At 41.7% G+C, this 26222-nt stretch carries 23 protein-coding genes, 2 pseudogenes and 1 other annotated feature; of the genes and pseudogenes, 22 read left to right on the plus strand and 3 right to left on the minus strand.

Features of this window, described 5'->3' with window-relative positions; all coding sequences use genetic code 11:
• Positions 1-8 precede the first annotated feature (8 nt).
• From MK409_RS01355 to MK409_RS01405, 11 genes and pseudogenes are all read left to right on the plus strand, one after another.
• Entirely contained in the window at positions 9-1112 is a 1104-nt protein-coding gene (locus tag MK409_RS01355) for a prephenate dehydrogenase (protein WP_268705071.1), read from the plus strand.
• Positions 1113-1121: 9 nt separating this feature from the next.
• A complete protein-coding gene (locus MK409_RS01360) occupies positions 1122-1460 on the plus strand; it encodes a YlbF/YmcA family competence regulator (RefSeq protein ID WP_000065996.1) in 339 nt (112 codons plus the stop codon).
• 89 nt (positions 1461-1549) lie between these two features.
• Positions 1550-2833 carry a 3-phosphoshikimate 1-carboxyvinyltransferase gene (gene aroA, locus MK409_RS01365; RefSeq protein WP_268705072.1) on the plus strand — a complete coding sequence of 428 codons (1284 nt, stop codon included), beginning with the start codon at positions 1550-1552 and terminating at the stop codon, positions 2831-2833.
• Positions 2826-3302 carry a shikimate kinase gene (locus tag MK409_RS01370; RefSeq protein ID WP_268705073.1) on the plus strand — a complete coding sequence of 159 codons (477 nt, stop codon included), beginning with the start codon at positions 2826-2828 and terminating at the stop codon, positions 3300-3302. Before aroA ends, MK409_RS01370 begins: the two co-directional genes overlap by 8 nt.
• A complete protein-coding gene (pheA, locus tag MK409_RS01375; protein ID WP_268705074.1) occupies positions 3299-4147 on the plus strand; it encodes a prephenate dehydratase in 849 nt (282 codons plus the stop codon). The genes MK409_RS01370 and pheA overlap by 4 nt, the downstream gene beginning before the upstream one ends.
• On the plus strand, positions 4144-5439 hold the full coding sequence (locus tag MK409_RS01380; RefSeq protein WP_268705075.1) for an LCP family protein: 1296 nt from the start codon (positions 4144-4146) through the stop codon (positions 5437-5439). The genes pheA and MK409_RS01380 overlap by 4 nt, the downstream gene beginning before the upstream one ends.
• A gap of 147 nt (positions 5440-5586) precedes the next feature.
• On the plus strand, positions 5587-6423 hold the full coding sequence (locus MK409_RS01385; protein ID WP_268705076.1) for a LicD family protein: 837 nt from the start codon (positions 5587-5589) through the stop codon (positions 6421-6423).
• Positions 6420-7388, plus strand: a complete 969-nt coding sequence (locus MK409_RS01390; RefSeq protein WP_268705077.1) for a glycosyltransferase family 2 protein — start codon at positions 6420-6422, stop codon at positions 7386-7388. Before MK409_RS01385 ends, MK409_RS01390 begins: the two co-directional genes overlap by 4 nt.
• An 8-nt stretch (positions 7389-7396) precedes the next feature.
• Positions 7397-9550 carry a LicD family protein gene (locus MK409_RS01395; protein WP_268705078.1) on the plus strand — a complete coding sequence of 718 codons (2154 nt, stop codon included), beginning with the start codon at positions 7397-7399 and terminating at the stop codon, positions 9548-9550.
• A 3-nt stretch (positions 9551-9553) separates the two neighbouring features.
• Positions 9554-10264, plus strand: a complete 711-nt coding sequence (locus tag MK409_RS01400) for a LicD family protein (protein ID WP_268705079.1) — start codon at positions 9554-9556, stop codon at positions 10262-10264.
• Between the two features lie 180 nt (positions 10265-10444).
• Positions 10445-10783, plus strand: a pseudogene (locus MK409_RS01405) (MBL fold metallo-hydrolase); the annotation flags it as partial.
• A 49-nt stretch (positions 10784-10832) separates the two neighbouring features.
• Here the strand turns inward: MK409_RS01405 and MK409_RS01410 are convergent.
• Positions 10833-12311 carry an oligosaccharide flippase family protein gene (locus tag MK409_RS01410; protein ID WP_096406665.1) on the minus strand — a complete coding sequence of 493 codons (1479 nt, stop codon included), beginning with the start codon at positions 12309-12311 and terminating at the stop codon, positions 10833-10835.
• Between the two features lie 122 nt (positions 12312-12433).
• On the opposite strand from MK409_RS01410, the gene mecA reads away from it, so the two are divergent.
• The 11 genes and pseudogenes from mecA to MK409_RS01465 all read left to right on the plus strand — a co-directional run bounded on the left by mecA (position 12434) and on the right by MK409_RS01465 (position 24168).
• Positions 12434-13174, plus strand: a complete 741-nt coding sequence (mecA, locus tag MK409_RS01415; protein ID WP_268705614.1) for an adaptor protein MecA — start codon at positions 12434-12436, stop codon at positions 13172-13174.
• Positions 13175-13322: 148 nt separating this feature from the next.
• Positions 13323-14609, plus strand: coding sequence for a homoserine dehydrogenase (locus MK409_RS01420; protein ID WP_268705080.1), 1287 nt, complete (start codon positions 13323-13325; stop codon positions 14607-14609).
• Between the two features lies 1 nt (position 14610).
• Positions 14611-15480, plus strand: coding sequence for a homoserine kinase (gene thrB, locus MK409_RS01425; protein ID WP_268705081.1), 870 nt, complete (start codon positions 14611-14613; stop codon positions 15478-15480).
• A 103-nt stretch (positions 15481-15583) separates the two neighbouring features.
• Positions 15584-16522 carry a peptide-methionine (R)-S-oxide reductase MsrB gene (msrB, locus tag MK409_RS01430; RefSeq protein ID WP_268705082.1) on the plus strand — a complete coding sequence of 313 codons (939 nt, stop codon included), beginning with the start codon at positions 15584-15586 and terminating at the stop codon, positions 16520-16522.
• 59 nt (positions 16523-16581) lie between these two features.
• Positions 16582-18306 (plus strand): ABC transporter ATP-binding protein, encoded by a 1725-nt coding sequence (locus MK409_RS01435; RefSeq protein ID WP_268705083.1) that lies wholly within the window; start codon positions 16582-16584, stop codon positions 18304-18306.
• Position 18307: 1 nt separating this feature from the next.
• The gene (locus tag MK409_RS01440; RefSeq protein ID WP_268705084.1) at positions 18308-20056 is read left to right on the plus strand and encodes an ABC transporter ATP-binding protein; all 1749 of its coding nucleotides are present in this window, start codon (positions 18308-18310) and stop codon (positions 20054-20056) included.
• Positions 20057-20162: 106 nt separating this feature from the next.
• Positions 20163-21422 carry a TRZ/ATZ family protein gene (locus tag MK409_RS01445; protein WP_268705085.1) on the plus strand — a complete coding sequence of 420 codons (1260 nt, stop codon included), beginning with the start codon at positions 20163-20165 and terminating at the stop codon, positions 21420-21422.
• 64 nt (positions 21423-21486) lie between these two features.
• Positions 21487-21622: a sequence feature (ribosomal protein L10 leader region), on the plus strand.
• Positions 21623-21660: 38 nt separating this feature from the next.
• Complete coding sequence (gene rplJ / locus MK409_RS01450; RefSeq protein ID WP_001287274.1) at positions 21661-22161, plus strand: 50S ribosomal protein L10; 501 nt, start codon at positions 21661-21663, stop codon at positions 22159-22161.
• A gap of 74 nt (positions 22162-22235) precedes the next feature.
• Positions 22236-22601, plus strand: a complete 366-nt coding sequence (gene rplL, locus MK409_RS01455; protein WP_001196967.1) for a 50S ribosomal protein L7/L12 — start codon at positions 22236-22238, stop codon at positions 22599-22601.
• A gap of 231 nt (positions 22602-22832) precedes the next feature.
• Positions 22833-23735: pseudogene (locus tag MK409_RS01460) on the plus strand (DUF2268 domain-containing protein).
• A gap of 64 nt (positions 23736-23799) precedes the next feature.
• Positions 23800-24168, plus strand: a complete 369-nt coding sequence (locus MK409_RS01465) for an EXLDI protein (RefSeq protein ID WP_268705086.1) — start codon at positions 23800-23802, stop codon at positions 24166-24168.
• 107 nt (positions 24169-24275) lie between these two features.
• Here MK409_RS01465 and MK409_RS01470 read toward each other — a convergent pair whose 3' ends face one another.
• Both MK409_RS01470 and gdhA read right to left on the minus strand, forming a co-directional pair.
• Positions 24276-24761, minus strand: coding sequence for a GNAT family N-acetyltransferase (locus MK409_RS01470; protein ID WP_268705615.1), 486 nt, complete (start codon positions 24759-24761; stop codon positions 24276-24278).
• A gap of 31 nt (positions 24762-24792) precedes the next feature.
• Positions 24793-26139 carry an NADP-specific glutamate dehydrogenase gene (gdhA, locus tag MK409_RS01475; RefSeq protein ID WP_268705087.1) on the minus strand — a complete coding sequence of 449 codons (1347 nt, stop codon included), beginning with the start codon at positions 26137-26139 and terminating at the stop codon, positions 24793-24795.
• Between the last annotated feature and the right edge of the window lie 83 nt (positions 26140-26222).

The raw sequence follows: 26222 nt of genomic DNA on the forward strand, positions 1-26222 counted from the left end.
GAGTCCTTATGGCAAAAACCATCTATATCGCAGGTCTCGGTTTGATTGGTGCTTCGATGGCACTCGGTATCAAGCGTGATCATCCGGATTATGAAATTTTGGGTTATAATCGCAGTCAGGCTTCGAGAGATATTGCCTTGGAGCGGGGGATGATTGACCGTGCGACGGATGATTTTGCCAGTTTTGCTCCTCTGGCAGATGTCATCATCTTGACCTTGCCAATCAAGCAGACCATTGCTTTTATTCAGGAGTTGGCAGGTTTGAATTTGAAAGAAGGCGTCATTATCTCGGATGCGGGCTCAACCAAGTCAGCCATTGTGGATGCAGCGGAGGAATATTTGACTGGCAAGTCTGTTCGATTTGTCGGGGCCCATCCCATGGCTGGTAGCCACAAGACAGGAGCTGCTTCTGCGGATGTTAATCTCTTTGAAAATGCTTACTATATCTTCACACCTTCGAGTCTGACAAGTCCTGGCACGCTTGAGGAAATGAAGGATCTGTTTTCAGGCCTTCATGCTCGTTTTATCGAGATTGATGCCAAGGAGCACGATCAAGTAACTTCACAGATTAGCCATTTTCCCCATATCTTGGCATCAGGTCTCATGGAGCAAACAGCTGTCTATGCTCAAGAACATGAGATGACAAGGCGCTTTGCGGCGGGTGGTTTTCGAGATATGACCCGGATTGCAGAGAGTGAACCAGGTATGTGGACTTCTATTCTCTTGTCCAATCGCGAGACCATCCTAGAGCGGATTGAGGATTTCAAGGAACGCTTAGATGGGATTGGTCAGGCTATTAGCAAGGGGGAAGAAGAGCAGATTTGGAACTTTTTCAACCAAGCGCGTGAGCAACGTCAGGCTATGGAAATCCATAAACGTGGAGGCGTGGACAGTTCTTATGACCTCTATGTTGATGTTCCCGACGAGGAAGATGTTATCTTGCGGATTTTGGAATTACTTCGTGGAACTTCTTTGGTTAATATCCACATCAATGAGGAAAACCGTGAGGATGTTCACGGGATTCTACAAATTTCATTTAAAAATGCTCAAGATTTAGAACGAGCCGAGCACCTAATAACAGAAAATACCGACTACACAGTCGTCATCAAATAAGGAGAAATCATGTCAAATATTTACGATACTGCAAATGAACTCAGTCGCGGTCTACGCGAATTACCAGAATACAAGGCGGTTAAGGCAGCAAAAGATGCCATCCAAGCTGATGAACAAGCTAGCAAGATTTTTGCAGACTATATCGCTTTCCAGCAAGAAATCCAAGTCATGGCTCAAACTGGACAAATGCCAGATGCCTCTTTCCAAGAAAAGATGCAGTCTTTTAGCAAGCAAATCCAAGAGAACGCTCTTTTGTCAGATTTTTTTGCCAAACAGCAACAACTTTCGATTTACCTTTCTGATATTGAAAAAATTGTCTTTGAACCTGTTTCGGAATTATTGAAATAGTATTTTATCTGTATAGAAGCCAGAAATTTCAGGAATTTCTGGCTTTTTTATGATAAAATAAGAAAAGTATTGCAAGTATGAGGTCAACTATGAAACTAAAAACAAACATTCGCCACTTACATGGCAGTATCCGAGTTCCAGGTGATAAGTCCATCAGCCATCGTTCGATTATCTTTGGAAGTTTAGCTGATGGTGAGACCAAGGTTTATGATATTTTGCGTGGCGAGGATGTACTTTCAACCATGCAGGTTTTTCGTGACCTTGGTGTTGAAATTGAGGACAAAGATGGGGTTATTACCATTCAAGGTGTAGGCATGGATGGCTTAAAAGCGCCGCAAAACGCCTTGGATATGGGGAATTCTGGCACCTCGATTCGCCTGATTTCAGGTGTCCTTGCTGGTGCAGACTTCGAAGTAGAGATGTTTGGAGATGATAGTCTTTCTAAACGTCCTATGGACCGTGTGACGATTCCATTGAAAAAAATGGGCGTCAGCATTTCAGGGCAAACTGAGCGAGACCTGCCTCCTCTGCACTTGAAAGGTACTAAAAACCTAACACCTATTCATTATGAGTTACCAATCGCCTCTGCTCAAGTCAAGTCTGCCTTGATATTTGCAGCCTTGCAGGCTCAGGGGGAGTCCGTTATTATTGAAAAAGAGTGTACTCGAAACCACACCGAAGATATGCTGCAGCAATTTGGTGGTCAATTAAGTGTGGACGGAAAGAAAATCACAGTCCAAGGACCGCAAAAATTGTCTGGACAAAAGGTTATCGTTCCAGGAGATATTTCCAGTGCAGCCTTTTGGTTAGTTGCAGGTTTGATTGTGCCAGATTCTCGTGTGGTGCTGCAGAATGTGGGCATCAACGAAACGCGTACCGGTATTATTGATGTCATTCGTTCCATGGGTGGAAAATTGGAAATAACTGAAATCGATCCAGTTGCTAAATCAGCAACCCTGACCGTCGAGTCTTCAGGCCTGAAAGGAACAGAGATTGGTGGAGCCTTGATTCCCCGTTTGATTGATGAATTGCCTATTATTGCCCTTCTAGCGACGCAAGCCCAAGGTGTAACAGTTATTAAGGATGCTGAGGAACTCAAGGTCAAGGAAACTGACCGCATTCAGGTGGTGGCTGACGCCTTAAATAGCATGGGTGCGGATATTACCCCCACAGCAGATGGAATGGTTATCAAAGGGAAATCAGCCCTTCACGGTGCTAGAGTCAATACTTTTGGAGACCATCGTATCGGCATGATGACGGCTATCGCGGCCCTCTTGGTTGCAGATGGAGAAGTGGAACTTGACCGTGCAGAAGCCATCAATACCAGTTATCCTAGCTTCTTTGATGATTTGGAGAATCTGATTCATGGCTAAGGTATTACTCGGATTTATGGGGGCTGGTAAATCCACAATCGCAAGAGGCTTGGATCCAGACTACCTTGATATGGATGCCTTGATTGAGAAGCGCTTGGGTATGTCCATTGCGGAATTTTTTGCTGAAAAGGGAGAGGCGGCCTTTCGTCAGGTGGAGTCAGAAGTTTTAGCGGACTTACTAAAAACGGACCGAGTTGTGTCAACTGGTGGAGGAGTAGTCGTTTCTTCGAGAAATCGTGACTTGCTCAAACAAAATCCTGATAACATTTATCTGAAAGCAGATTTTGAAACCCTTTACCAACGTATTTCAGCTGATAAGGATAATCAACGGCCACTTTTTCTAAACAAGAGCAAGGAAGAGTTGCGAGATATTTTTCAAGAAAGACAGGCTTGGTATGAGGAAGTAGCCAGTCGTGTTCTAGATGTGACCAAGCTAAGCCCAGAGGAAATTATAGAGGAACTGAGATGAGAATTGCCTATCTAGGTCCCAAGGGATCTTTTTCGCACCACGTCGTGCAGACTGCTTTTCCTAATGAGGAATTACAAGCCTTTGCCAACATCACAGATGTTATCAAGGCCTATGAACAAGGCTTGGTGGACTATTCGGTGGTGCCAGTTGAAAACTCCATTGAGGGAAGTGTGCATGAAAGCTTGGACTATCTTTTTCATCAGGCGGACATTCAGGCTGTTGCAGAAATAGTACAACCCATTCATCAGCAACTGATGGCAGTTCTTGGTCATACTAAGATTGAAAAGATTTTTTCACACCCTCAAGCTTTGGCTCAAGGAAAGAAATTCATAGAGGAGCATTATCCAAAAGCCCAGCTTGAAGTGACGGCAAGCACAGCCTATGCAGCCCGCTTTATCGCTGAACATCCAGACCAACCTTTTGCAGCCATTGCCCCTAGAAGTTCTGCTGAAGAATATGGTTTAGAACTGATTGCTGAAGATATCCAAGAAATGGAAGCCAATTTCACTCGTTTTTGGGTTTTAGGGTTTGAGATTCCCACTATCCCTTTGCAATCACAAACTGAAAAAATGAGTTTGGCCTTAACTTTACCGGACAACCTTCCCGGTGCCCTCTACAAGGCTCTGTCAACCTTCGCTTGGCGAGGGATTGATTTAACCAAGATAGAAAGTCGTCCTCTCAAAACGGCACTTGGTGAATACTTTTTCATCATAGATGTGGATTATAGTGCCAAAGAGCTGGTTCATTTTGCCAGACAAGAACTAGAAACAATTGGTATCCAGTACAAGATACTGGGGACCTACCCTATTTTCACTATTAGGGATTCAGGAAAGGAGAGCCTATGAGCAAAGAAAGCCCTTTAAGTCATCATGAGCAGTTACGTTATGACTATCTTTTTAAGAATTTTCACTACCTTAATGATCGGGAGCGAAAGGAGTTTGATTACCTGCAGCAAAAGATGACAGGTCCCAAGTCTGAAGTTCACCATTTCCAACAAGAAGAAAAAGAAGAATCTTGGGGTAGAGATATTGATCTTCCGACTTATGGCAGTAGAAGCCGGTCTAAGAAACGTGAAAAGGTAGCTCCTCTACCTAAAGTCAAAAAGAAAAAAAGAAGAATTCGCTTCAAACGAATACTGACTTGGTTCTTGCTATTGATAACTTGCCTTGCTGCGGGGATGATTTTCATGTTTCTTCGAGGATTCCAGTCGGCAGCCAATCCAAGCAATAAGCCAGCTGATGCCAAGGCAGCCCAAGTAGAAGTCTTTAACGGTCAAGATACCAAAGATGGTGTGAATATCCTAATTATGGGGACAGATGGCCGTATTGGTCAAAATAGTGCAGAAACCCGTACAGACACAATCATGGTGCTAAATGTCAGTGGTTCGGATAAGAAGATTAAGCTCGTCAGCTTTATGCGTGACAACTTGGTTTATATCGACGGGTATAGTAAGATTGTAAATGGCCAGAAACAAACAGATAACAAACTTAATGTTGCCTATGAACTTGGGGAACAAGAAGGGCAAAAAGGGGCAGAAATGGTCCGCAAGGTTCTAAAAGATAATTTTGAATTGGATATCAAGTACTACGCCCTAGTTGACTTTCAGGCTTTTGCAACAGCTATTGACACCCTTTTCCCTGAAGGAGTGACTATCGATGCTCAATTTTCAACTCTGAATGGTCAACCTCTGACAGAAGCCACAGTTGGAGACGATCTTCATGCAACAGAAACAGAGTCGCCAACCCAAACCATCAAAGTTGGAAAACAGCAGATGAATGGTTCTACCTTACTCAACTATGCTCGCTTCCGTGATGATGATGAAGGAGACTACGGACGCACAAAACGTCAGCAACAAGTGATGTCAGCCGTTCTTGAACAGGTCAAAGATCCAACCAAACTCTTTACAGGATCTGAGGCACTTGGAAAAGTCTTTGCGATGACTTCGACCAATTTACCGTATAGCTTCTTATTGACCAATGGTTTATCTGTCATAGAAGGCGCTCAGAATGGTATCGAAAGATTAACTGTTCCCGAACTTGGTGACTGGGTAGATGGCTACGATGTTTATGGAGGGCAGGCTCTCCTTGTCGACCAAAATAAATACAAGACAAAACTTGCCCAAATGGGAATGAGATAGAAAACTCTTATAAAGAAAATCAAAGTTTGAATCACTAGTGAAAAAGTGGTTTAGGCTTTGATTTTTCTTAGTATCTGATGGATTTTTAGGGCTTTTTTATGGTATAATAAAACGATATAACTCGTTATTGGACAGAAGAGGAGAGACATGAGTGATTTGAAAGCGATTCAGGCTCGTAGTCTGGAAATGGCTGAATATTTCGTCGCATTTTGTAAAGAACATGATTTGTTGTGCTATCTCTGTGGTGGAGGAGCTATTGGTGCCCTTCGCAACAAGGGTTTCATTCCTTGGGACGACGACCTAGACTTTTTTATGCCACGTAAGGACTATGAAAAATTAGTTGAACTATGGCCTCGTTATGCAGATGAACGTTATTTTTTGTCAAAGAGTCACAAGGATTTTGTAGATCGTAACCTTTTTATTACCATTCGTGATAAGGAAACAACTTGTATCAAGCCTTATCAAAAGGATTTGGATTTGCCACACGGTTTAGCCTTGGATGTTTTGCCTTTAGATTATTATCCTAAAAATCCAGCTGAGCGTAAGAAACAAGTTCGTTGGGCCTTGATCTATTCACTCTTTTGTGCCCAAACTGTCCCAGAAAAGCATGGTGCAGTCATGAAATGGGGAAGTCGCATCTTACTCGGTCTGACTCCAAAATCTCTACGTTATCGCATTTGGAAAAAAGCTGAAAAAGAAATGACCAAGTATAGTCTGGCTGAGAGTGATGGAATTACGGAATTATGCTCAGGTCCTGGCTACATGCGAAACAAATACCCAATTGCATCCTTTGAAGACAATCTTTTCTTGCCATTTGAAGGAACAGAGATGCCCATTCCAGTCGGTTATGATGCCTATCTCAGCACTGCTTTTGGGGACTATATGACACCGCCACCAGCGGACAAGCAAGTACCGCATCATGATGCTATTATAGCAGACATGGACAAGAGCTACACAGAGTACAAGGGAGAATATGGAGCATGATGGGAGAAAAAATAAGCGTTATCGTTCCAGTCTACAATGTAGAAGCCTATCTGGAGAAGTGTGTCGAATCCATTTTAAAACAGACCTATAGCAACTTGGAAATCCTTCTTGTCAATGATGGTTCGACGGATAATAGTGGAGAACTGTGTGATCAATTAGCTCAAAGAGATCAACGGATTCGTGTCATTCACAAGGAAAACGGGGGCTTGTCTGATGCTCGAAATAGAGGGATTGAAGAGGCAAGTTCTGATTTGATCGGTTTTATCGATAGTGATGACTACATTGACGAAGATATGTATGAGACCCTTTACCGTCAAATGCTAGAAACCAATGCTGATCTTTCTATGTGTGGACATTATGATGTCTATGACCAAATTCCGGAAAAGCAAGTTGCAGCGATTCAGACTTGGGAATTAACTCCCCAAGAAGCCATTAAAATGGTTATGGAAGCTAAAATCCTCTCGGTCACAGCTGTCAATAAACTTTATAAAAAAGAACTCTTTGAACACCTACGATTTGAAATTGGTAAAATAGCAGAAGATGCCTTTATCATGATTGCTTTGATTCATCAATGTCGCAAGGTTGTCGCAACAAATGAGAAGAAATACTACTATGTTCACCGTGAAAATAGTATCACGACTCAAAAATTCTCCTTGAAATTCTTAAATGTTATTGAGGCTTATGAGCAAAACGCAACTATTATAAGAGAGAATTATCCTGAACTAGCAGATGTTGCAACCATGCGTTTAAACTGGGCTTACTTCTATGTATTGGATAGGCTCTTGGTTGATGCAGATTTCAAGGACAAGGTCTTAGAAGGCCGTTTGATTGCCTATCTAAAGAAAAACACAAAGAACATTCTTTTAGATAGTCGTTTTACAAGAGCAAGAAAAGTGAGCTTTTTAGCTTTGTGCCTGAGTCGAAAATTGTATACGAAAATCTTGCTTGCACAAACTAAGCGTTAGGAGAAACAATGATTTCATTTATTGAAAAAAACTATTTTAAAATCAATCTGCTGTTTTTATCAGTTATATCTTTTTACTGTATGGCAGGCTTGATTGTCCCACTTCAGGCCATTTCGGCCAATAAATTTGTCACTCTTGGCATGACCCTCATGGGCGTTTTGTTGGGACTTTATAATTTCTTTATCAAAAAAGCCTATCTGAATGTCCGAAAAATTGAGTATTTGATTCTCTTTTTTATAATGAATATCCTGACCGCGGTCTTAGTTGTCAAGTATGGATTTTCAACAAACATAAAGAACTTAGTCGTCTTTTTCATCTATTTCTTTGCACTCTATCCAGCCTTTCAGTCTTTCACAGTGAAAAAAGCGCGTGCCCTCTTTGATGTCTTCTTTTCAGTCATCACTGTCGCAAATACCCTAGGTGTGCTTGTGTCAATTTGGCAATTCTTCATGTTGCAAGGTTACCGCGTATTTGATTACAAGGGCTTATTGATCCGCCAAGGATTTGTAGAATCTCGTCTATTTGGGATCCTTGCCAGTCCCAACTATCTCTCTATTATTTCCTTGATGGTGATTATTTATTTGTGGATGCGCTTGTCACTCTACAATACAGTCCTTAAAACTCTGGCTATCTCATCCATTCTGCTAAATTTTGCTTATATTGTACTGTCAGGTTCAAGGACAACCTATATCTGTTTGGTAGTCGTTGCTTTCTTATATGCTTTAATGACGGCTAACTGGACTAAAAAAGCTAAGTCACTTCTTACTGTTCTAGTGACAGTAGGATTGGTATTTGTCGGCTATAATGGTATCAAATATAGTAGCGATATTTACTTGAAAGCTCACTCAGCTCAAATCCAAAAAAACCAAGAAAACGGACAAAATGGGGACAACAATCTTTCCCTTGAGAGAACAGACACCAGCGAAGAAAATATCTCTAATAACCGTTTTGCTATTTGGCAGTCAACAGCTTCCTTTATTCCTAAACGTCCCTTATTTGGATATTCAGGTGGAAACTGGTATGAGTTAGGTAAAGAATATGATGCTTCAGCCTATATCATCAAACAACATTATCTTACTCACAACGGCTACCTTGAGTTGTTATTCTATGATGGTCTGACAGGTTTTATCCCGCTGGCTATCTTTATGCTTGCCTTCATCATTTCAAGTCTCAAGAAATATAAGAAAGACCTTCAAGAGGGTCGCCACAATCATGAATTGATTACCATTCTGCTGATGACTGTTGTTATTCTCATTTCTAACTTGTTCTTGAGTTCAACCTTCTATGGAATTTCACTACAGGGTTGTATCTTGTTTGTGATTTCAGGTTACTATTTCTCTGTTCTCTATAAAAAAAGAGATGGCCACAGAAAGCTAGACGAAGCAGAAATCAAAGAAGTTGAACTAGGTGTCATGGATTACATCCACAATCTCTGTCAAAAAGAGAACATCAACTATTCACTGGCTTATGGAACCTTGCTGGGAGCAGTAAGACACAAGGGCTACATTCCTTGGGATGACGATATTGATATCTCCTTGAAACGCGATGAATACGACAAATTGTATCAAGCAATTTTGCAAGATAATGATCCAGTCTACAAAGTGGTTTCTTGGGAAAATGACGCTCGGTACCCTTACCCATTTTACCGAGTTTATGATGCGCGAACAGTCTATGATAACAACTATATCGAAAATGATATCGATTTAGGAATTTGTGTGGATGTGTTCCCATTTGACTATTATGCTGATGTTAACAAGGACATGGTAAAACTGGATACTTACCGTCGTTTATCAGTCTATACTCTTTATGGCATCCATAATAAGAATGCAAAACTCAAGAATATCGTCCGATATCTACTTGTCCTTGTATTTCGTCTGACTCGTGTCAAAACATGGAATCAAAAGATGAACAACTTATCTATGCAAGAAAAAGATGGAGACTTCATTGACTACCTCATGGAGAACAAAAGAGTTTCTACGAAGTTTGACAAGTCCTTCTTGGATACAACGATTGACAGTCCATTTGAAGATAGAGTTTACAAAATTCCTGCGGCCTATCAGCAAATCCTTTCTGCCATCTACGGAGATGACTTTATGGAAATTCCTCCCCTAGAAAAACGAGTGAAGCACGATGACTTCCTGGCATACATAAAGGAGGGATAAGACGTGTTACAATGGTTAAAAAGAAGTTTAGCCAGCCTCTTAGGAGATAAGAAAGATCTGGTTAAAAACCTACCTATTATCAAGAGTTTAAATAAAAAAGCCAATATCGACTTGGATTCAAAGAGAAGCAATTTGCTCAAAGAAAACTTTGAAGATATTCTAAAGGCAATCTATCAATCTGAACTAAAATCCTACGATATCTGGTTAGATTTTGGAACTTTACTTGGATTCTACAGAGAAAATGATTTGATTCCGCATGATTTAGATATGGACTTTGGGATTATTATCCCAGACTATGAAGCCTTTTTAAAGGATGAGAAAGTTCTTTTGGAGAAAGGCTTTGTTAGAAGCAAAGAGTTCTATTACAATGATAAACTTGTAGAATTATCCTATAGTTACAAGGGACTCAATGTGGATTTTATTGTCTATGATAAAAAGGAAGGTACCATCTCCTCAGATACTATTTTCTACATGACAAATGCCTTGGGAAATCCTACAAGATATGAAGTCTACCACTATGAATTGCCTTTTACAGCACTAAGTGAATGCAGTTTTAAAGAAATTCTAGTAAAAGTTCCAGAAAATACAAGAGAATACATCAGTCACTTGTATGGGGAGGATTTTGAAATCCCTAATACTCATTACAACTGGAAAGAAAATCCAATTTACAAACAAAGAGATGCTAAATTGGCTAAAGTACTTTTGAAAAAGTAAACTTCGAAATACAAGAAAAGAGGGGATGGTGAAGTTCTTCCTTGTTAACTCTAGTCCCTACTCTAGTGTGACAATCAGGCTTCTCTTTCCCTCTTTTTGTCTTATATTGACGGAAAGGAGCTAGAAAAGTTGCTACTAGGATGAATCTTCCATCCTAGCTTCCGCTATCAAAGAAAGAAGTGGTATTATCTTGAAAAAGAAACAGGTATCATGTTGGTCGGTCTTCATAAGGTGAATGGTCAGACCTACTATTTTGGTCCGAACGGAGCTATGCAAACAGGTTGGAAACAGCTTGATGGTAACTGGTACTATTTCCAAACAGACGGAGCTTTACTGAAAAATGCCACCACACCTGATGGCTACAAGGTAAACGAAGAAGGAATTTGGAAGACAGCTGATGCTATTGACAATAAGGAAATAGACAAGCCAGAACAGAAACAAGAAGCAAATTCTAATATTGTTGAACATGAAAAACAAGATTCAAATCTAGAAGCCAATGCTTCTGATAAGCAAGAGTAAAGAAGAAAACACCCTGCTGATAGACATTATCTATCAGTAGGGTGTTCTTTTAATTTCTTTTAAGCTTAGCAAGTACTAAGTCTAGAGCATAGTGGAGTGTTTTATCTTTGGCGATAAAGAGTGTCAAGAGATAATAGATACCACAAGCCGCAACAGTCGAGAGAACCATGAGAATCATGTTGAAGTTGACTGTATAAGAGTTGACTTGGAAAAGGAATTTAAACACAAAATAAATTGGGATGAATCCAAGGGATACAATAGTATAGCGTGTTAGAGTAGCAAAGATTTCTTTCAAATCAATTAGTTGGTGTTTCTGGATAAAGCGAATTTCCAAGAGAACGACGATAGTCTCCGCAAGAATGGTCGTAGCGATATAGTACTCTGGTGCGAAAATATTATTGAAATACAAGAGGCAGTTGAAGAGGATATTGGCTCCGCCACCAAGGAAGTAAAAGGCAGTCAAGCGATTTTCGTGGTCATTGATAAAGATAATTTGTTTACCAAGGATCAACTCGATGGCCCAGATGATGGTACGAAAGGCGAAAACACTAGTCACGATACCCGCTTCGAGGTATTTTTCAGAAGAGTAGATAACTGCAGCGTAGTTCCCTAATACCATAATCCCAATGCTGGTTGGAACGATGAGGAAGTAAAAGAGGGCAGCCCCTTGATTCAGAAGACTCTTATAAGAGGTGTAGTCTTTCTTACCGAGATAGTAGCCGAGACGTGGAATGCTCACATTGAGAGCTCCACTCAAGACACTGGCAATCAACATCACGATGCTAGAAGCAATAGTGTAATAAGAAATGTAGTTTTCATCGGGTCCCTTGGTGATAAACATTCTATCAAGCAAGGTATAGAGCATGTTGGCGTTCGCTAAGAGAAGCATAGTCAATAGCGGTTTAGATGCTTTGATTAATTCCACAAGACCAATCTTGACAAAGGAAACTTCTCTCTTGATCCAAAGAAAACTGAGCAGGTAGTTTAGGATAGTGGTTGCACTCATGACGATGGCATAAGGAACGATATCATCTGCAGTTTTAACAAAGGTAAAGATAGCAACCAGCATGGCAATCCGAATAATCAATGTCTTGTAGAGGATGAAAGCATAGTTTTCATAAGCCTCGTTCATCCATTCGATATTGAGGAATTGGAAGAGTGCCTGAGCTCCTAGGATGTAGTAAAGGACTTTCAGGTTCACAATGCTGGTGTCGAAGAAGATAAAGAGGAAGTAGATACCAGTCGTCAGTAGAGAAGTGAAAACCGAAATATAAAACAACTTAGAAAAGACATAGTTGATTTTATTCTTGTCGTCCTTAACCTTACTGATAGCACGAATCCCGTAGTTGTATATTCCAAATGCTGCTAGTGGAATGACAAAGCTGGCCCAGGTATTGGCGGTATTGAAGTAACCGTAGTTGGATTTACTGAGAATCCGCGTCAGATAAGGGTTGGTTATCAGAGGAAAAACGATATTGAGAATATTGACCAGCAAGCTGGCCAAGGCATTGACTTTTATATTTTTCATTGAACTTTCTTTCTTAAATCTAAAATCATATCTAGTATTATATCACATTCTCGCTTCATTCTTTTGATAAAATCGTAAAAATCTAGTATAATAGATAGACTGAAAGTATGAGGTTACTAGATATGAAGATGAAACAAATTAGTGATACAACACTGAAAATCACGATGACTTTAGATGATTTGATGGATCGGGGGATGGAGATTGCAGACTTTCTCGTTCCTCAGGAAAAAACTGAAGAGTTCTTCTATGCCATTTTAGATGAATTAGAGATGCCAGACAATTTCTTGGATAGTGGCATGTTGAGTTTTCGTGTAACACCAAAACCAGATAAGGTCGATGTCTTTGTGACCAAGTCTAAGATTGACCAAAAGCTTGATTTTGAAGATTTGGCGGACCTACCTGACATGGAAGAATTGGCCCAAATGTCGCCAGATGAATTTCTCAAGACGCTAGAAAAGAGTATCGCAGAGAAAACCAAGGATGATATAGAGGCTATTCAATCCCTAGAGCAAGTCGAGGCTAAGGAAGAAGAGCAGGAGCAAACAGAAAAGGAAACTGAGAGCAAGAAGGAACCTTATATCTACTATATCTTGCGTTTCGCAAATCTTGCTGACCTAGTTGCTTTTGCAAAGACGGTTAACTACCAGATGGAAACATCTGAACTCTATAAGATGAATGGACACTATTATTTGACAATCTTAGTTGATGTGGAAAATCATCCTAGTCCATATCCAGCCTGGATCTTGGCTCGTATGCGTGAATTTGCTGACGACAGTGATATCAGTCGTTCGGTTTTACAAGAGTATGGTCACATCTTGATCAATCACGACGCGGTGTTCGGTCTTCAAAAAATTAATTCATAGTTTTTAGAAATCAATTTTTACTTATCAGAAAAGGCGAATCAGGTGATTCGTTTTTTCTTTTCTATCTATAAATAGCGGTTTTCTTGGATAGGAATTTTCACAAAATTCTGTTATAATGGCTATATCAGAAAATTTCTAGGAGACAAACATGACAGTTAAAATTGCTTTACTTGGATTTGGTACCGTTGCAAGTGGCGTACCGTTCCTCCTAAAGGAAAACGGAGAAAAAATTATCCAGTCAGCTCATTCAGAGATTGAAGTAGCCAAGGTATTGGTCAAGGATGAAGATGAAAAGAATCGCTTGCTTGCGGCAGGGAATGACTTTAACTTTGTAACCAATGTAGAGGATATTTTATCAGATCAAGACATTACGATTGTAGTAGAATTGATGGGGCGTATTGAGCCTGCTAAGACCTTTATCACTCGTGCCTTGGAAGCTGGGAAACACGTTGTTACTGCTAACAAGGATCTTTTGGCTGTCCATGGAGCAGAATTGCTAGGAATCGCTAAAGAGCACAATGTGGCACTCTACTACGAAGCAGCAGTAGCTGGTGGGATTCCAATTCTTCGTACCTTGGCAAATTCGCTGGCTTCTGACAAAATCACTCGTGTCCTTGGTGTGGTTAACGGAACTTCTAACTTCATGATGACTAAGATGGTGGAAGAAGGCTGGTCTTACGATGACGCTCTGGCCGAAGCTCAAAGACTAGGATTTGCAGAAAGCGACCCTACAAATGATGTGGATGGGATTGATGCAGCCTATAAGATGGTGATTTTGAGCCAATTTGCCTTTGGGATGAAGGTTGCCTTTGACGATGTAGCCCACAAGGGAATCCGTAACATCACACCAGAAGATGTAGCTGTGGCTCAAGAGCTTGGTTATGTTGTGAAATTGGTTGGTTCTATCGAGGAAACTCCTTCAGGTATTGCGGCAGAAGTGACTCCAACCTTCCTTCCTAAAGCACATCCACTTGCTAGTGTGAATGGTGTAATGAACGCCGTCTTTGTAGAATCTATTGGTATCGGTGAGTCTATGTACTACGGACCAGGTGCGGGTCAAAAACCAACTGCAACAAGTGTTGTAGCTGATATTGTCCGTATCGTTCGTCGCTTAAATGATGGTACCATTGGTAAAGACTTCAACGAATATAGTCGTGAACTTGTCTTGGCTAAGCCTGAGGATGTCAAAGCCAATTATTACTTCTCAATCTTGGCTCCAGACTCAAAAGGTCAAGTCTTGAAACTTGCTGAAATCTTTAATGCTCAAGATATTTCCTTCAAGCAAATCCTCCAAGATGGCAAAGAGGGTGACAAGGCGCGTGTGGTCATCATTACACATAAAATCAATAAAGCGCAGCTTGAGAAGGTTTCCGCTGAGTTGGCCAAAGCTTCAGAATTTGACCTCTTGAATACCTTCAAGGTGTTAGGAGAATAGGATGAAGATTATTGTACCTGCAACCAGTGCCAATATTGGGCCAGGTTTTGATTCGGTCGGTGTAGCTGTAACCAAGTATCTTCAAATTGAGGTTTGCGAAGAACGAGATGAGTGGTTGATTGAACACCAGATTGGAAAATGGATTCCACATGACGAGCGTAATCTCTTGCTCAAAATCGCTTTGCAAATTGTACCAGACTTGCAACCAAGACGCTTGAAAATGACCAGTGATGTTCCCTTGGCGCGGGGTTTGGGTTCTTCTAGTTCTGTCATTGTTGCTGGGATTGAACTAGCCAATCAGTTGGGCAAGCTCAACTTATCTGACCATGAAAAATTGCAGTTGGCGACCAAGATTGAAGGGCATCCAGACAATGTGGCTCCAGCCATTTATGGTAATCTCGTTGTTGCGAGCTCTGTTGACGGGGAAGTTTCAGCAATTGTGGCAGACTTCCCAGAGTGTGATTTCCTAGCTTACATTCCAAACTATGAATTGCGTACCCGAGACAGCCGCGGTGTCTTGCCTAAGAAATTGTCTTACAAGGAGGCTGTTGCAGCAAGTTCTATCGCCAATGTGGCGGTTGCGGCCTTGTTGGCAGGAGATATGGTGACCGCTGGGCAAGCAATCGAGGGAGACCTCTTCCACGAGCGCTATCGTCAGAACTTGGTGAGAGAATTTGCGACGATTAAGCAAGTAGCCAAAGAAAATGGTGCCTATGCAACCTACCTCTCTGGTGCCGGGCCGACAGTTATGGTTCTGGCTTCTCATGACAAGATGCCCACAATTAAAGCTGAATTGCAAAAGCAGTCTTTTAAAGGTAAACTTCATGATTTGAAGGTGGATACCCAAGGTGTTCGTGTCCAAGCAAAATAAAGAATAGAAGATAGGATGGGGAAAGTCTTGATTAGAGGGCTTCCTGTCCTTTTTTTGAAAAGAAGTCTAGAAGAAAGAAAAACTCGATAAAGGAGAAATAAAGATGGCAGAAATTTATCTAGCAGGTGGTTGTTTTTGGGGTTTAGAGGAGTATTTTTCCCGAATTTCGGGAGTGCTAGCGACCAGTGTTGGCTACGCTAATGGGCAAGTCGAAACAACCAATTACCAGCTGCTCAAGGAAACAGACCATGCAGAGACTGTTCAAGTGATTTATGATGAGAAAGCAGTGTCACTCAGAGAGATTTTACTCTATTATTTCCGAGTCATCGATCCCTTATCTATCAACCAACAAGGGAATGACCGTGGTCGTCAATATCGAACTGGGATCTATTACCAAAATGAAACAGACTTGCCAGCTATCTACACAGTGGTGCAGGAGCAGGAGCGTATGCTTGGTCGAAAAATTGCAGTGGAAGTGGAGAAACTTCGCCACTATATTCTGGCGGAAGACTACCACCAAGACTATCTTAAGAAGAATCCTTCAGGTTACTGTCATATCGATGTGACAGATGCTGAGAAGCCATTGATTGACGCCTCAAATTATGAAAAGCCTAGTCAAGAAGTGTTAAGGGAAAGTTTGTCAGCAGAGTCTTACCGTGTCACCCAAGAAGCTGCAACAGAGGCTCCATTTAGCAATGCTTATGACCAAACTTTTGAAGAGGGCATTTATGTAGACATTACGACGGGTGAGCCACTCTTTTTTGCCAAGGATAAGTTTGCCTCAGGTTGTGGTTGGCCAAGTTTTAGTCGTCCGATTTCTAAGGAATTGATTCATTATTACAAGGACATGAGCCATGGAATGGAGCGAATTGAGGTTCGTTCTCGGTCAGGCAATGCTCACTTGGGTCATGTTTTCACAGATGGACCTCAGGAGTTAGGTGGCCTCCGTTACTGTATCAATTCGGCTTCCTTGCGTTTTGTAGCCAAGGATGAGATGGAAGAGGCAGGATATGGCTATTTATTGCCTTATTTAAACAAATAAAACTGAGAGGGTGGCGCTTCCCATTTTCTTCATTTCCAGAATAAGAATAGAAGGGATCTATGAAACACTTACTATCTTACTTCAAACCCTATATCAAAGAATCCATTTTAGCTCCCTTATTCAAGTTACTAGAAGCTGTTTTTGAGCTCTTGGTTCCCATGGTGATTGCTGGGATTGTTGACCAATCTTTACCTCAGGGAGATCAAGGACATCTCTGGATGCAGATTGGCCTGCTCCTTATCTTTGCAGTAATTGGTGTTTTAGTGGCTTTGATAGCCCAGTTTTACTCAGCCAAGGCAGCGGTTGGTTTTGCCAAAGAACTGACAAACGACCTCTATCGTCATATTCTTTCCTTGCCCAAGGACAGTAGAGACCGTTTGACAACTTCTAGCTTGGTGACCCGCTTGACCTCGGATACTTACCAGATTCAGACTGGTATTAATCAATTCCTGCGTCTCTTTTTGAGAGCGCCTATTATCGTTTTTGGGGCAATCTTTATGGCCTATCGAATCTCAGCTGAGCTGACTTTCTGGTTTTTGGTCATGGTTGTGATTTTGACAATCGTTATTGTTGGGCTCTCTCGTCTGGTCAATCCTCTCTACAGTGGTCTCAGAAAGAAAACGGACCAACTGGTTCAGGAAACGCGCCAGCAATTACAAGGGATGCGGGTGATTCGTGCTTTTGGGCAAGAAAAAAGAGAGTTACAGATTTTTCAAACCCTTAATCAAGTTTATGCTAGATTGCAAGAAAAGACTGGTTTCTGGTCTACTTTATTAACACCCCTGACCTATCTGATTGTCAATGGAACTCTGCTTGTCATCATCTGGCAGGGCTATATTTCAATTCAAGGAGGTTTACTCAGTCAAGGTGCTCTCATTGCCCTCATCAACTATCTCTTGCAAATCTTGGTGGAATTGGTTAAGCTCGCCATGCTGATCAATTCTCTCAACCAGTCCTACATCTCAGCCAAGCGAATCGAGGAAGTCTTTGCTGAGACTCCAGAAGATATCCATTCGGAGTTAGAACAAAAGCAAGCTACCAGTAATCAGGTTTTACAAGTCCAAGAATTGACCTTTACCTATCCTGATGCGGCCCAGCCTTCTCTGAGAGACATTTCCTTTGATATGACTCAAGGACAAATCCTTGGTATCATCGGGGGAACTGGTTCAGGTAAATCAAGCTTGGTGCAAGTCTTACTTGGTCTTTATCCAGCAGACAAGGGGAGCATTGATCTTTATCGAGATGGATGTAGTCCTCGTAATTTGGAGCAGTGGCGGTCTTGGATTGCCTACGTGCCCCAAAGGGTCGAACTCTTTAAAGGAACTATTCGTTCCAACTTGACTCTAGGTTTCAATCGAGAAGTATCTGACCAGGAACTATGGCAGGCCTTGGAGATTGCGCAAGCTAAGGATTTTGTCAGTGAAAAGGAAGGACTTTTGGATGCCCTAGTTGAGGGAGGAGGGCGAAATTTCTCAGGCGGACAAAAACAAAGGCTATCTATTGCCCGAGCAGTCTTGCGACAAGCTCCATTTCTCATCCTAGATGATGCGACCTCGGCCCTCGACACCATCACTGAGTCCAAGCTCTTGAAAGCAATTCGAGAAAACTTACCTAACACGAGCTTAATCTTGATTTCTCAACGGACTTCGACACTTCAGATGGCTGACCAGATTCTCCTTTTGGAAAAAGGTGAGCTCCTAGCTGTTGGCAAGCACGAGGACTTGATGAAAACTAGCCAAGTCTATCGCGAAATCAATGCATCTCAACATGGAAAGGAGGACTAGCATGAGACGACAAACCGCAAACCAGACGCTCAAACGTTTAGCCGTAGATTTAGTAAGCCATCCTTTTCTCCTTTTCCTTGCCTTTCTAGGAACTATTGCCCAAGTTGCTTTATCGATCTACCTACCTATCTTGATTGGGCAGGTCATTGACCAGGTCCTAGTAGCTGATTCTTCACCAGTTTTTTGGCAGATTTTTATCCAGATGATCTTGGTGGTTATAGGAAATACACTGGTACAATGGACCAATCCTCTTCTTTATAATCGTCTAATCTTCTCTTATACCAAAGACTTGCGAGAGCGAATCATTCATAAGCTCCATCGTTTACCGATTGCTTTTGTGGATCGGCAGGGTAGTGGAGAGATGGTCAGTCGTGTGACCACAGACATAGAACAGTTGGCAGCTGGCTTGACCATGATTTTCAATCAATTTTTCATTGGTGTTTTGATGATTTTGGTTAGTATTCTAGCCATGCTCCAAATTCATCTCCTCATGACCCTCTTGGTCTTGCTGTTGACGCCCCTATCCATGGTGATTTCACGCTTTATTGCCAAGAGATCTTATCATCTCTTCCAAAAGCAAACGGAGACAAGAGGGATTCAGACCCAGTTGATTGAAGAATCGCTTAGCCAGCAGACCATTATCCAGTCCTTTAATGCTCAGGAAGAGTTTATCCAAAGATTGCATGAGGCTAATGCCAACTACTCAGACTATTCTCAGTCAGCCATCTTTTATTCATCAACGGTTAATCCTTCGACTCGATTTGTAAATTCGCTCATTTATGCCCTTCTAGCTGGAGTAGGGGCCTATCGTATCATGATGGGATCCACCTTGACCATTGGGCGTTTAGTGACTTTTTTGAACTATGTTCAACAGTACACCAAGCCCTTTAACGATATTTCTTCAGTTCTAGCCGAATTGCAAAGTGCTCTCGCTTGTGCAGAGCGTGTTTATGCTGTCTTAGAGAGCCCTGAGGTGGTTGAAACAGGTAAGGAAGTATTGACCAGCGACCAAGTCAAGGGGGCTATTTCCTTTAAACATGTCTCTTTTGGCTATCATCCTGAGAAGGTTTTGATTAAGGATTTATCCATTGACATTCCTGCTGGTAGCAAGGTGGCCATCGTTGGTCCTACAGGTGCTGGCAAATCAACCCTCATCAATCTCCTCATGCGTTTTTATCCCATTAAATCGGGAGATGTCTTGCTAGATGGTCGTTCCATTTATGATTATACCCGAGCATCATTGAGACAGCAGTTTGGCATGGTGTTACAGGAAACTTGGCTCAAGCAAGGAACTATTCATGACAATATTGCCTTTGGAAATCCTGAAGCCAGTCGAGAGCAAGTCATTGCTGCTGCCAAAGCAGCCAATGCAGACTTCTTTATCCAACAACTGCCGAAGGGATACGATACTAAGTTGGAAAATGCAGTAGAATCTCTCTCTGTTGGTCAAGCCCAGCTTTTGACCATCGCCCGAGTCTTTCTAGCTATTCCCAAGATTCTTATCTTAGACGAGGCAACTTCCTCCATCGATACTCGGACAGAAGTGCTAGTTCAGGATGCCTTTGCTAAACTCATGAAGGGGCGCACAAGCTTTATCATTGCCCACCGCTTGTCAACCATTCAGGATGCGGACTTGATTCTTGTCTTGGTGGATGGTGACATCGTGGAGCATGGAAACCATCAGGATCTCATGGCTAGAAAGGGAAAGTATTACCAAATGCAAAAGGCTGCGGCTTTTAGCTCAGAATAAGCCATTCCTATCCATTTTAAAATCTTAATGACACTAAAAGTTGCCTTCGGGCGACTTTTTTGTTACAATAGCTAGAAAAAATCAAGGCCTTAGAAGGAGAAAACCAATGAAAGTCTATCAGCATGTAAATATTGTGACTTGTGACCAAGATTTCCATGTCTATCTGGATGGTATCTTGGCTGTTAAGGATTCTCAAATCATCTATGTCGGCCAAGAGAAACAAGAGATTTTAGATCAAGCTGAGCAGATTATAGACTATCAGGGAGCCTGGATCATGCCGGGATTGGTCAATTGCCATACCCACTCTGCTATGACAGGCTTGCGAGGGATCCGGGATGACAGCAATCTCCATGAATGGCTCAATGACTATATCTGGCCAGCAGAAGCAGACTTCACTCCCGACATGACTACCAAGGCGGTCAAAGAAGCTATGACGGAGATGCTCCAGTCAGGAACAACAAGCTTCAACGATATGTATAATCCCAATGGTGTGGATATTGAGCGGATTTATCAGGCAGTGAAAGCTTCCAAGATGCGTTGTTACTTTTCTCCGACTCTCTTTTCTTCAGAAGGTGAAACAACCGATGAGACTATAAGTAGAACACGTGCCATCATTGAGGAAATATTAAAATATAAAAATCCAAATTTCAAAGTCATGGTAGCACCTCATTCTCCTTACAGCTGTAGCAGAGACTTGCTGGAAGCGAGTTTAGAAATGGCAAAAGAGCTAAAACTTCCTCTCCATATCCATGTGGCGGAGACCAAGGAGGAGTCAGGAATTATTCTGAAACGATACGGCAAACGCCCCCTTGCTTTTCTTGAAGAACTGGGTTACTTAGATCATCCGTCCGTCTTTGCTCACGGGGTCGAGTTAAACGAGCGAGAAATTGAACGCTTGGTAACTTCTCATGTGGGAATCGCCCATAATCCTATCAGTAACCTCAAACTGGCCTCAGGGATTGCTCCAATCATCCAACTTCAAAAAGCTGGAGTGGCAGTAGGTATTGCGACAGATTCGGTTGCTTCCAATAACAATCTTGATATGTTTGAGGAAGGTCGTACCGCAGCTCTCTTACAGAAAATGAAGAGTGGAGATGCCAGCCAGTTTCCAATTGAAACAGCCCTCAAAGCTCTAACGATAGAAGGTGCTAAGGTTCTTGGAATGGAAAACTTGATTGGAAGTCTTGAAGTTGGCAAGCAAGCGGATTTTCTGGTCGTTCAACCACAAGGGAAAATCCATCTCCAACCTCAGGAAAATATGCTCTCTCACCTCGTTTATGCAGTCAAATCCAGTGATGTTGATGATGTCTACATTGCTGGAGAACAAGTTGTCAAGCAAGGACAAGTTTTGACAGTAGAGATTTAAAAAAATATTTCAAAAAAAGTCTGCAAAAATCTTGCATTCTTTTTTTGTCTATGCTATACTTATATACGGTTTGAAAAAACTGCCTAAGACAGTAGGGGAGCTCGACTCATAAGTATCCTACCGAGGACAAAACGTATCATGTAAAAAGAAGCGTATTGTACTTTCGTGTCTAGGTTTGGGCGCGTTTTTCTTTTGGAAAAATTCCCCAAGCAAAATAATTACGGAGGTGAACACACTAATGAGTGAAGCAATTATTGCTAAAAAAGCGGAACTAGTTGACGTAGTAGCTGAAAAAATGAAAGCTGCTGCATCTATCGTCGTTGTAGACGCTCGTGGTTTGACAGTTGAGCAAGATACAGTTCTTCGTCGTGAGCTTCGTGGAAGCGAAGTTGAGTATAAAGTCATTAAAAACTCAATCTTGCGTCGTGCAGCTGAAAAAGCTGGTCTTGAAGATCTTGCATCTGTATTTGTTGGACCATCTGCTGTAGCATTTTCTAACGAAGATGTTATCGCGCCAGCGAAAATCTTGAACGATTTTGCTAAAAACGCTGAAGCACTTGAAATCAAAGGTGGTGCAATCGAAGGCGCTGTCGCATCTAAAGAAGAAATCGTTGCTCTTGCAACTCTTCCAAACCGCGAAGGACTTCTTTCTATGCTCCTTTCTGTACTTCAAGCGCCAGTGCGCAACGTTGCTCTTGCAGTCAAAGCGGTTGCAGACAACAAAGAAGACGCAGCTTAATCTTAAGCTACGCAGCGTAGCCTAGCTACGAAAAAACTATTATAAAATTTAAAACTTATTTGGAGGAAATAACAATGGCATTGAACATTGAAAACATTATTGCTGAAATTAAAGAAGCTTCAATCCTTGAATTGAACGACCTTGTAAAAGCTATCGAAGAAGAATTTGGTGTAACTGCAGCTGCTCCTGTAGCTGTAGCTGCTGCTGGTGGTGCTGAAGAAGCTGCTAAAGATTCATTTGACGTTGAATTGACAGCTGCAGGCGACAAGAAAGTCGGCGTTATCAAAGTTGTACGTGAAATCACTGGTCTTGGACTTAAAGAAGCTAAAGAACTTGTTGATGGTGCACCAGCTCTTGTTAAAGAAGGTGTTGCAGCAGCAGAAGCTGAAGAAATCAAAGCTAAATTGGAAGAAGCTGGAGCTTCAGTTACTCTTAAATAATAGAGCAACTACATTAGTAGCTTAAAAACATGAATAAACCGCTATTCTTAGGAGTAGCGGTTTTTTCTGTTCCAAACGGGTGAATCTACCTCGGAATAATAATCTGATACAAAAATCTAGTACGTTATTTTTCCTAAAATTTACTAGAATTTTGATATAAATTCAATTTTCTTATTGACCCTGACCTTAGGGGAGGGAGTATACTAATGATAGATAAGAAAGGAGATCACTATGCAAATTAATATTATTCGCTCTGATAAAGTTTATCAGGGGTTGCTTGAACTTCCATTTGATAAAAGGGAGGGCTGTTTTCGAGCGAAAATACTCGCTCCATTTGCTCCTAAATACCAAACTCAGCACATTCCTTTAAAAGCGAAGTATCCTTGAGGATTTGATGCTCTATTTCTACTTGGCTTTATGAATCAGCTGCCTGGAACTCTGTCAGAAAAGGATAAACCAGCTATCGACTCTCTGTGCTCTGATCAACTCTGGCAAGACTGCCAGGATACCATAAAAAGGAGTATTGGTCTTTTTGAACAGGCTGGCTATGATTTAGAGGTGGAGGATTACCATTTTACTATTTTATTGGGCAATCCAGACAAGCCTATGCTACAACTCAATAAGGGATACAGCGGAGATGGTGGAATCCCAGGCTACCTCATGCTTAGTCTACTACCAAATGACTATACTTTGCCACGTGTGCAGGCAGCTCTGGCCCACGAGTGCAATCACAATGTCCGATTCCAATTTATCAAATGGAATCAGCAGACGACGCTAGCAGACTGGGTAGTTAGTGAAGGATTGGAAGAGTCTTTTGCTGCCGAGCTCTATGGTAAAGAGCTCATTGGACCTTGGGTAACTTCAACCAGTCCAGAGCAATTAGATGAGATAAAGCCCATCATCTCAAGTCAGTTTCAGCTAACAGGGATGGCGGAAATGGCTCCTTATCTCTACGGTGATGAAATCGCTGAGATTCAAGGTCAACTACCAATCGGTATGCCTTATGCTGCGGGCTATGCTTATGGTTATCATTTGATACAAACCTATCTGAAAAAGACTGGCAAGAGCATTATTGAGGCTACGGTGACACCGACGGCAGAGATTTTAGAAGCAACTAAAGACTTTTGGAAATGACACATTTTTGCTTGAGAATCTACCAGAACCTGATATAATGTAGGTGATTTCTGGAGGTGATAGTATGCATTATAAAAGAATTGAGTTAAAAATCACAAATCAAGGTATCCATGAGCGCAATATTTTTCAAGGGGTTAAGATTTTCAGTCGCAGCAAGCTCTCCAAAGATCGGAAAAGCATTCTAACACAGAAACTTTACCTGACACCGAAGCAAAACATTGTTTACTATCAACGTACAGATGTCAACTATGACCAGAACTGGCATCATAATAAGGATTATTACGAATTAGCTTATGGTCAGTTGGACAGAGAAACTGTCTTTAAGGTTTGCCAAGATTTTGACGAGCTAAGTCCTTTTCTGGAGAATGTGCTGCTGGAGAAGCTAAAAGAAAAGCAGTCAACAGGCAAATTTTTTGAAAAATTAGATATATAAAAATCCTACTGCTTTTAAAAGCAGTAGGATTTCTTTGAGTTCTAGTTTGATAGTGCTGAAACAATACCTTGACTATCATAGTATTGGCTACATTAGTATACTGCCATCTATTCATCTGATGAGAGGGATTTTATCATCCAGATATTCATAGCTGGGTGGCCGGCGGCGTTAGAAAGTGGTTCTTGCAGTGATGTAAAACCATAGTGCTGATAGATGGACACGGCCGTAGCCAGTTCAGTAGAGGTTTCTAGATAAAGTTGTTCATAACCTGCTAGGCGGGCTTCATGGAATATCCGCTTTATCAACCTGCTGGAATAACCTTTGCCACGGCTATTTTTAGTGACATACAGTTTTTGTAATTCAGCAATCTTATGGGACACTGGTGCAAAGCCACCACAGCCAACCAGCTGACCTTCATCTTCCAGAATAAAGTAAGCTGCTCTCTCTTGCTGTTGATAGTAGTCGGCCAAATGATCTAGATGAGAATCAAAGTAGACAGTTCCTGGTTTGTCAAGCCCGAATTCTTCAAGACTAGCTCGAATGAGTTGTGCTACAGCTGGATTGTCGCTCACTTCCATTGGCCGTAAGTTCATCATTTGTCCTCCGAAAGGATGTATCGACTAATTAAACAATACCTTGTGCAATCATAGCGTTTGCTACGTTTTCGAAGGCAGCGATATTTGCTCCTGCAAGGTAGTCAGTACCAAGACCGTATGTTTCAGCAGTAGTTTTAGCTGTATTGAAGATGTTGGTCATGATGTCTTTGAGGCGTCCATCAACTTCTTCACGGGTCCATGAAAGGCGAAGGCTGTTTTGGCTCATTTCAAGCGCTGATACAGCTACACCACCAGCGTTGGCAGCTTTGGCAGGTCCGTAAAGGATTCCGTTTTCTTTGTAGACTTTAATCGCATCAAGGTCACTAGGCATGTTGGCACCTTCAGATACACAGATAACGCCTTGAGCAACCAAACGTTTAGCAGCTTCACCGTTGATTTCGTTTTGAGTCGCACATGGAAGAGCGATGTCGTAGTTTCCAGCGTATGTCCATACAGAACCTTCATGGTAAGTAGCAGTTGCTTTCTCAGCTGCATACTCAGTCAAACGAGCACGACGTTTTTCTTTAACATCAACCAAAAGATCGAAGTCAATTCCGTTTTCGTCGATGACATAACCGTTTGAGTCAGATACAGAGATGACAGTAGCGCCGAGTTCAGTTGCTTTTTGAAGAGCATATTGAGCTACGTTACCAGAACCTGAAATAACCACTTTCTTACCAGCAAAACTGTTACCATTAGCTTTGAGCATTTCTTCAGTATAGTAAACCAAACCATAACCAGTTGCTTCTGGACGAATCAAGCTACCACCAAATCCAAGAGGTTTACCAGTCAAGACACCCGCATCAAATTGGTTAAGACGTTTGTATTGTCCGTAAAGGTAACCAATTTCGCGTCCTCCAACACCTATATCACCAGCAGGTACGTCAAGAGATGGTCCGATGTATTTTTGCAATTCAGTCATGAAGCTTTGGCAGAAGCGCATCACTTCAGCATCAGTCTTCCCTTTAGGATCGAAGTCTGATCCACCTTTACCTCCACCGATTGGAAGGCCAGTCAAGACGTTTTTAAAGATTTGTTCAAATCCGAGGAATTTCAAGATCCCTTGGTTTACAGTGGGGTGGAAACGAAGTCCGCCTTTATATGGTCCAACAGCTGAGTTGAATTGAACACGGTAACCACGGTTCACTTGGACTTTTCCATCACGGTCAACCCAAGGAACACGGAAAGAAATCACGCGCTCAGGCTCAGTGATACGTGCCAGGATGTTTTCTTCGATATACTCAGGGTGCTTTTCAAAGACAGGCTCCAAGGTACTGAAGAATTCTTCAACCGCCTGGAGAAATTCAGCCTCATGCCCGTTACGAGCTGTTACAGTTGCAAACACGCTTTGGATATAATCTTTAGCAGATGTCATATCGTTCTCCTTTTTGTTGTTATATTTTATTACATGAGCCATTATAGCAGAATTTTTTTTGAGTGTAAAGAAAAAAACAGAAA

Source organism: Streptococcus oralis (assembly GCF_026782375.1).
GTDB lineage: Bacteria > Bacillota > Bacilli > Lactobacillales > Streptococcaceae > Streptococcus > Streptococcus oralis_CL.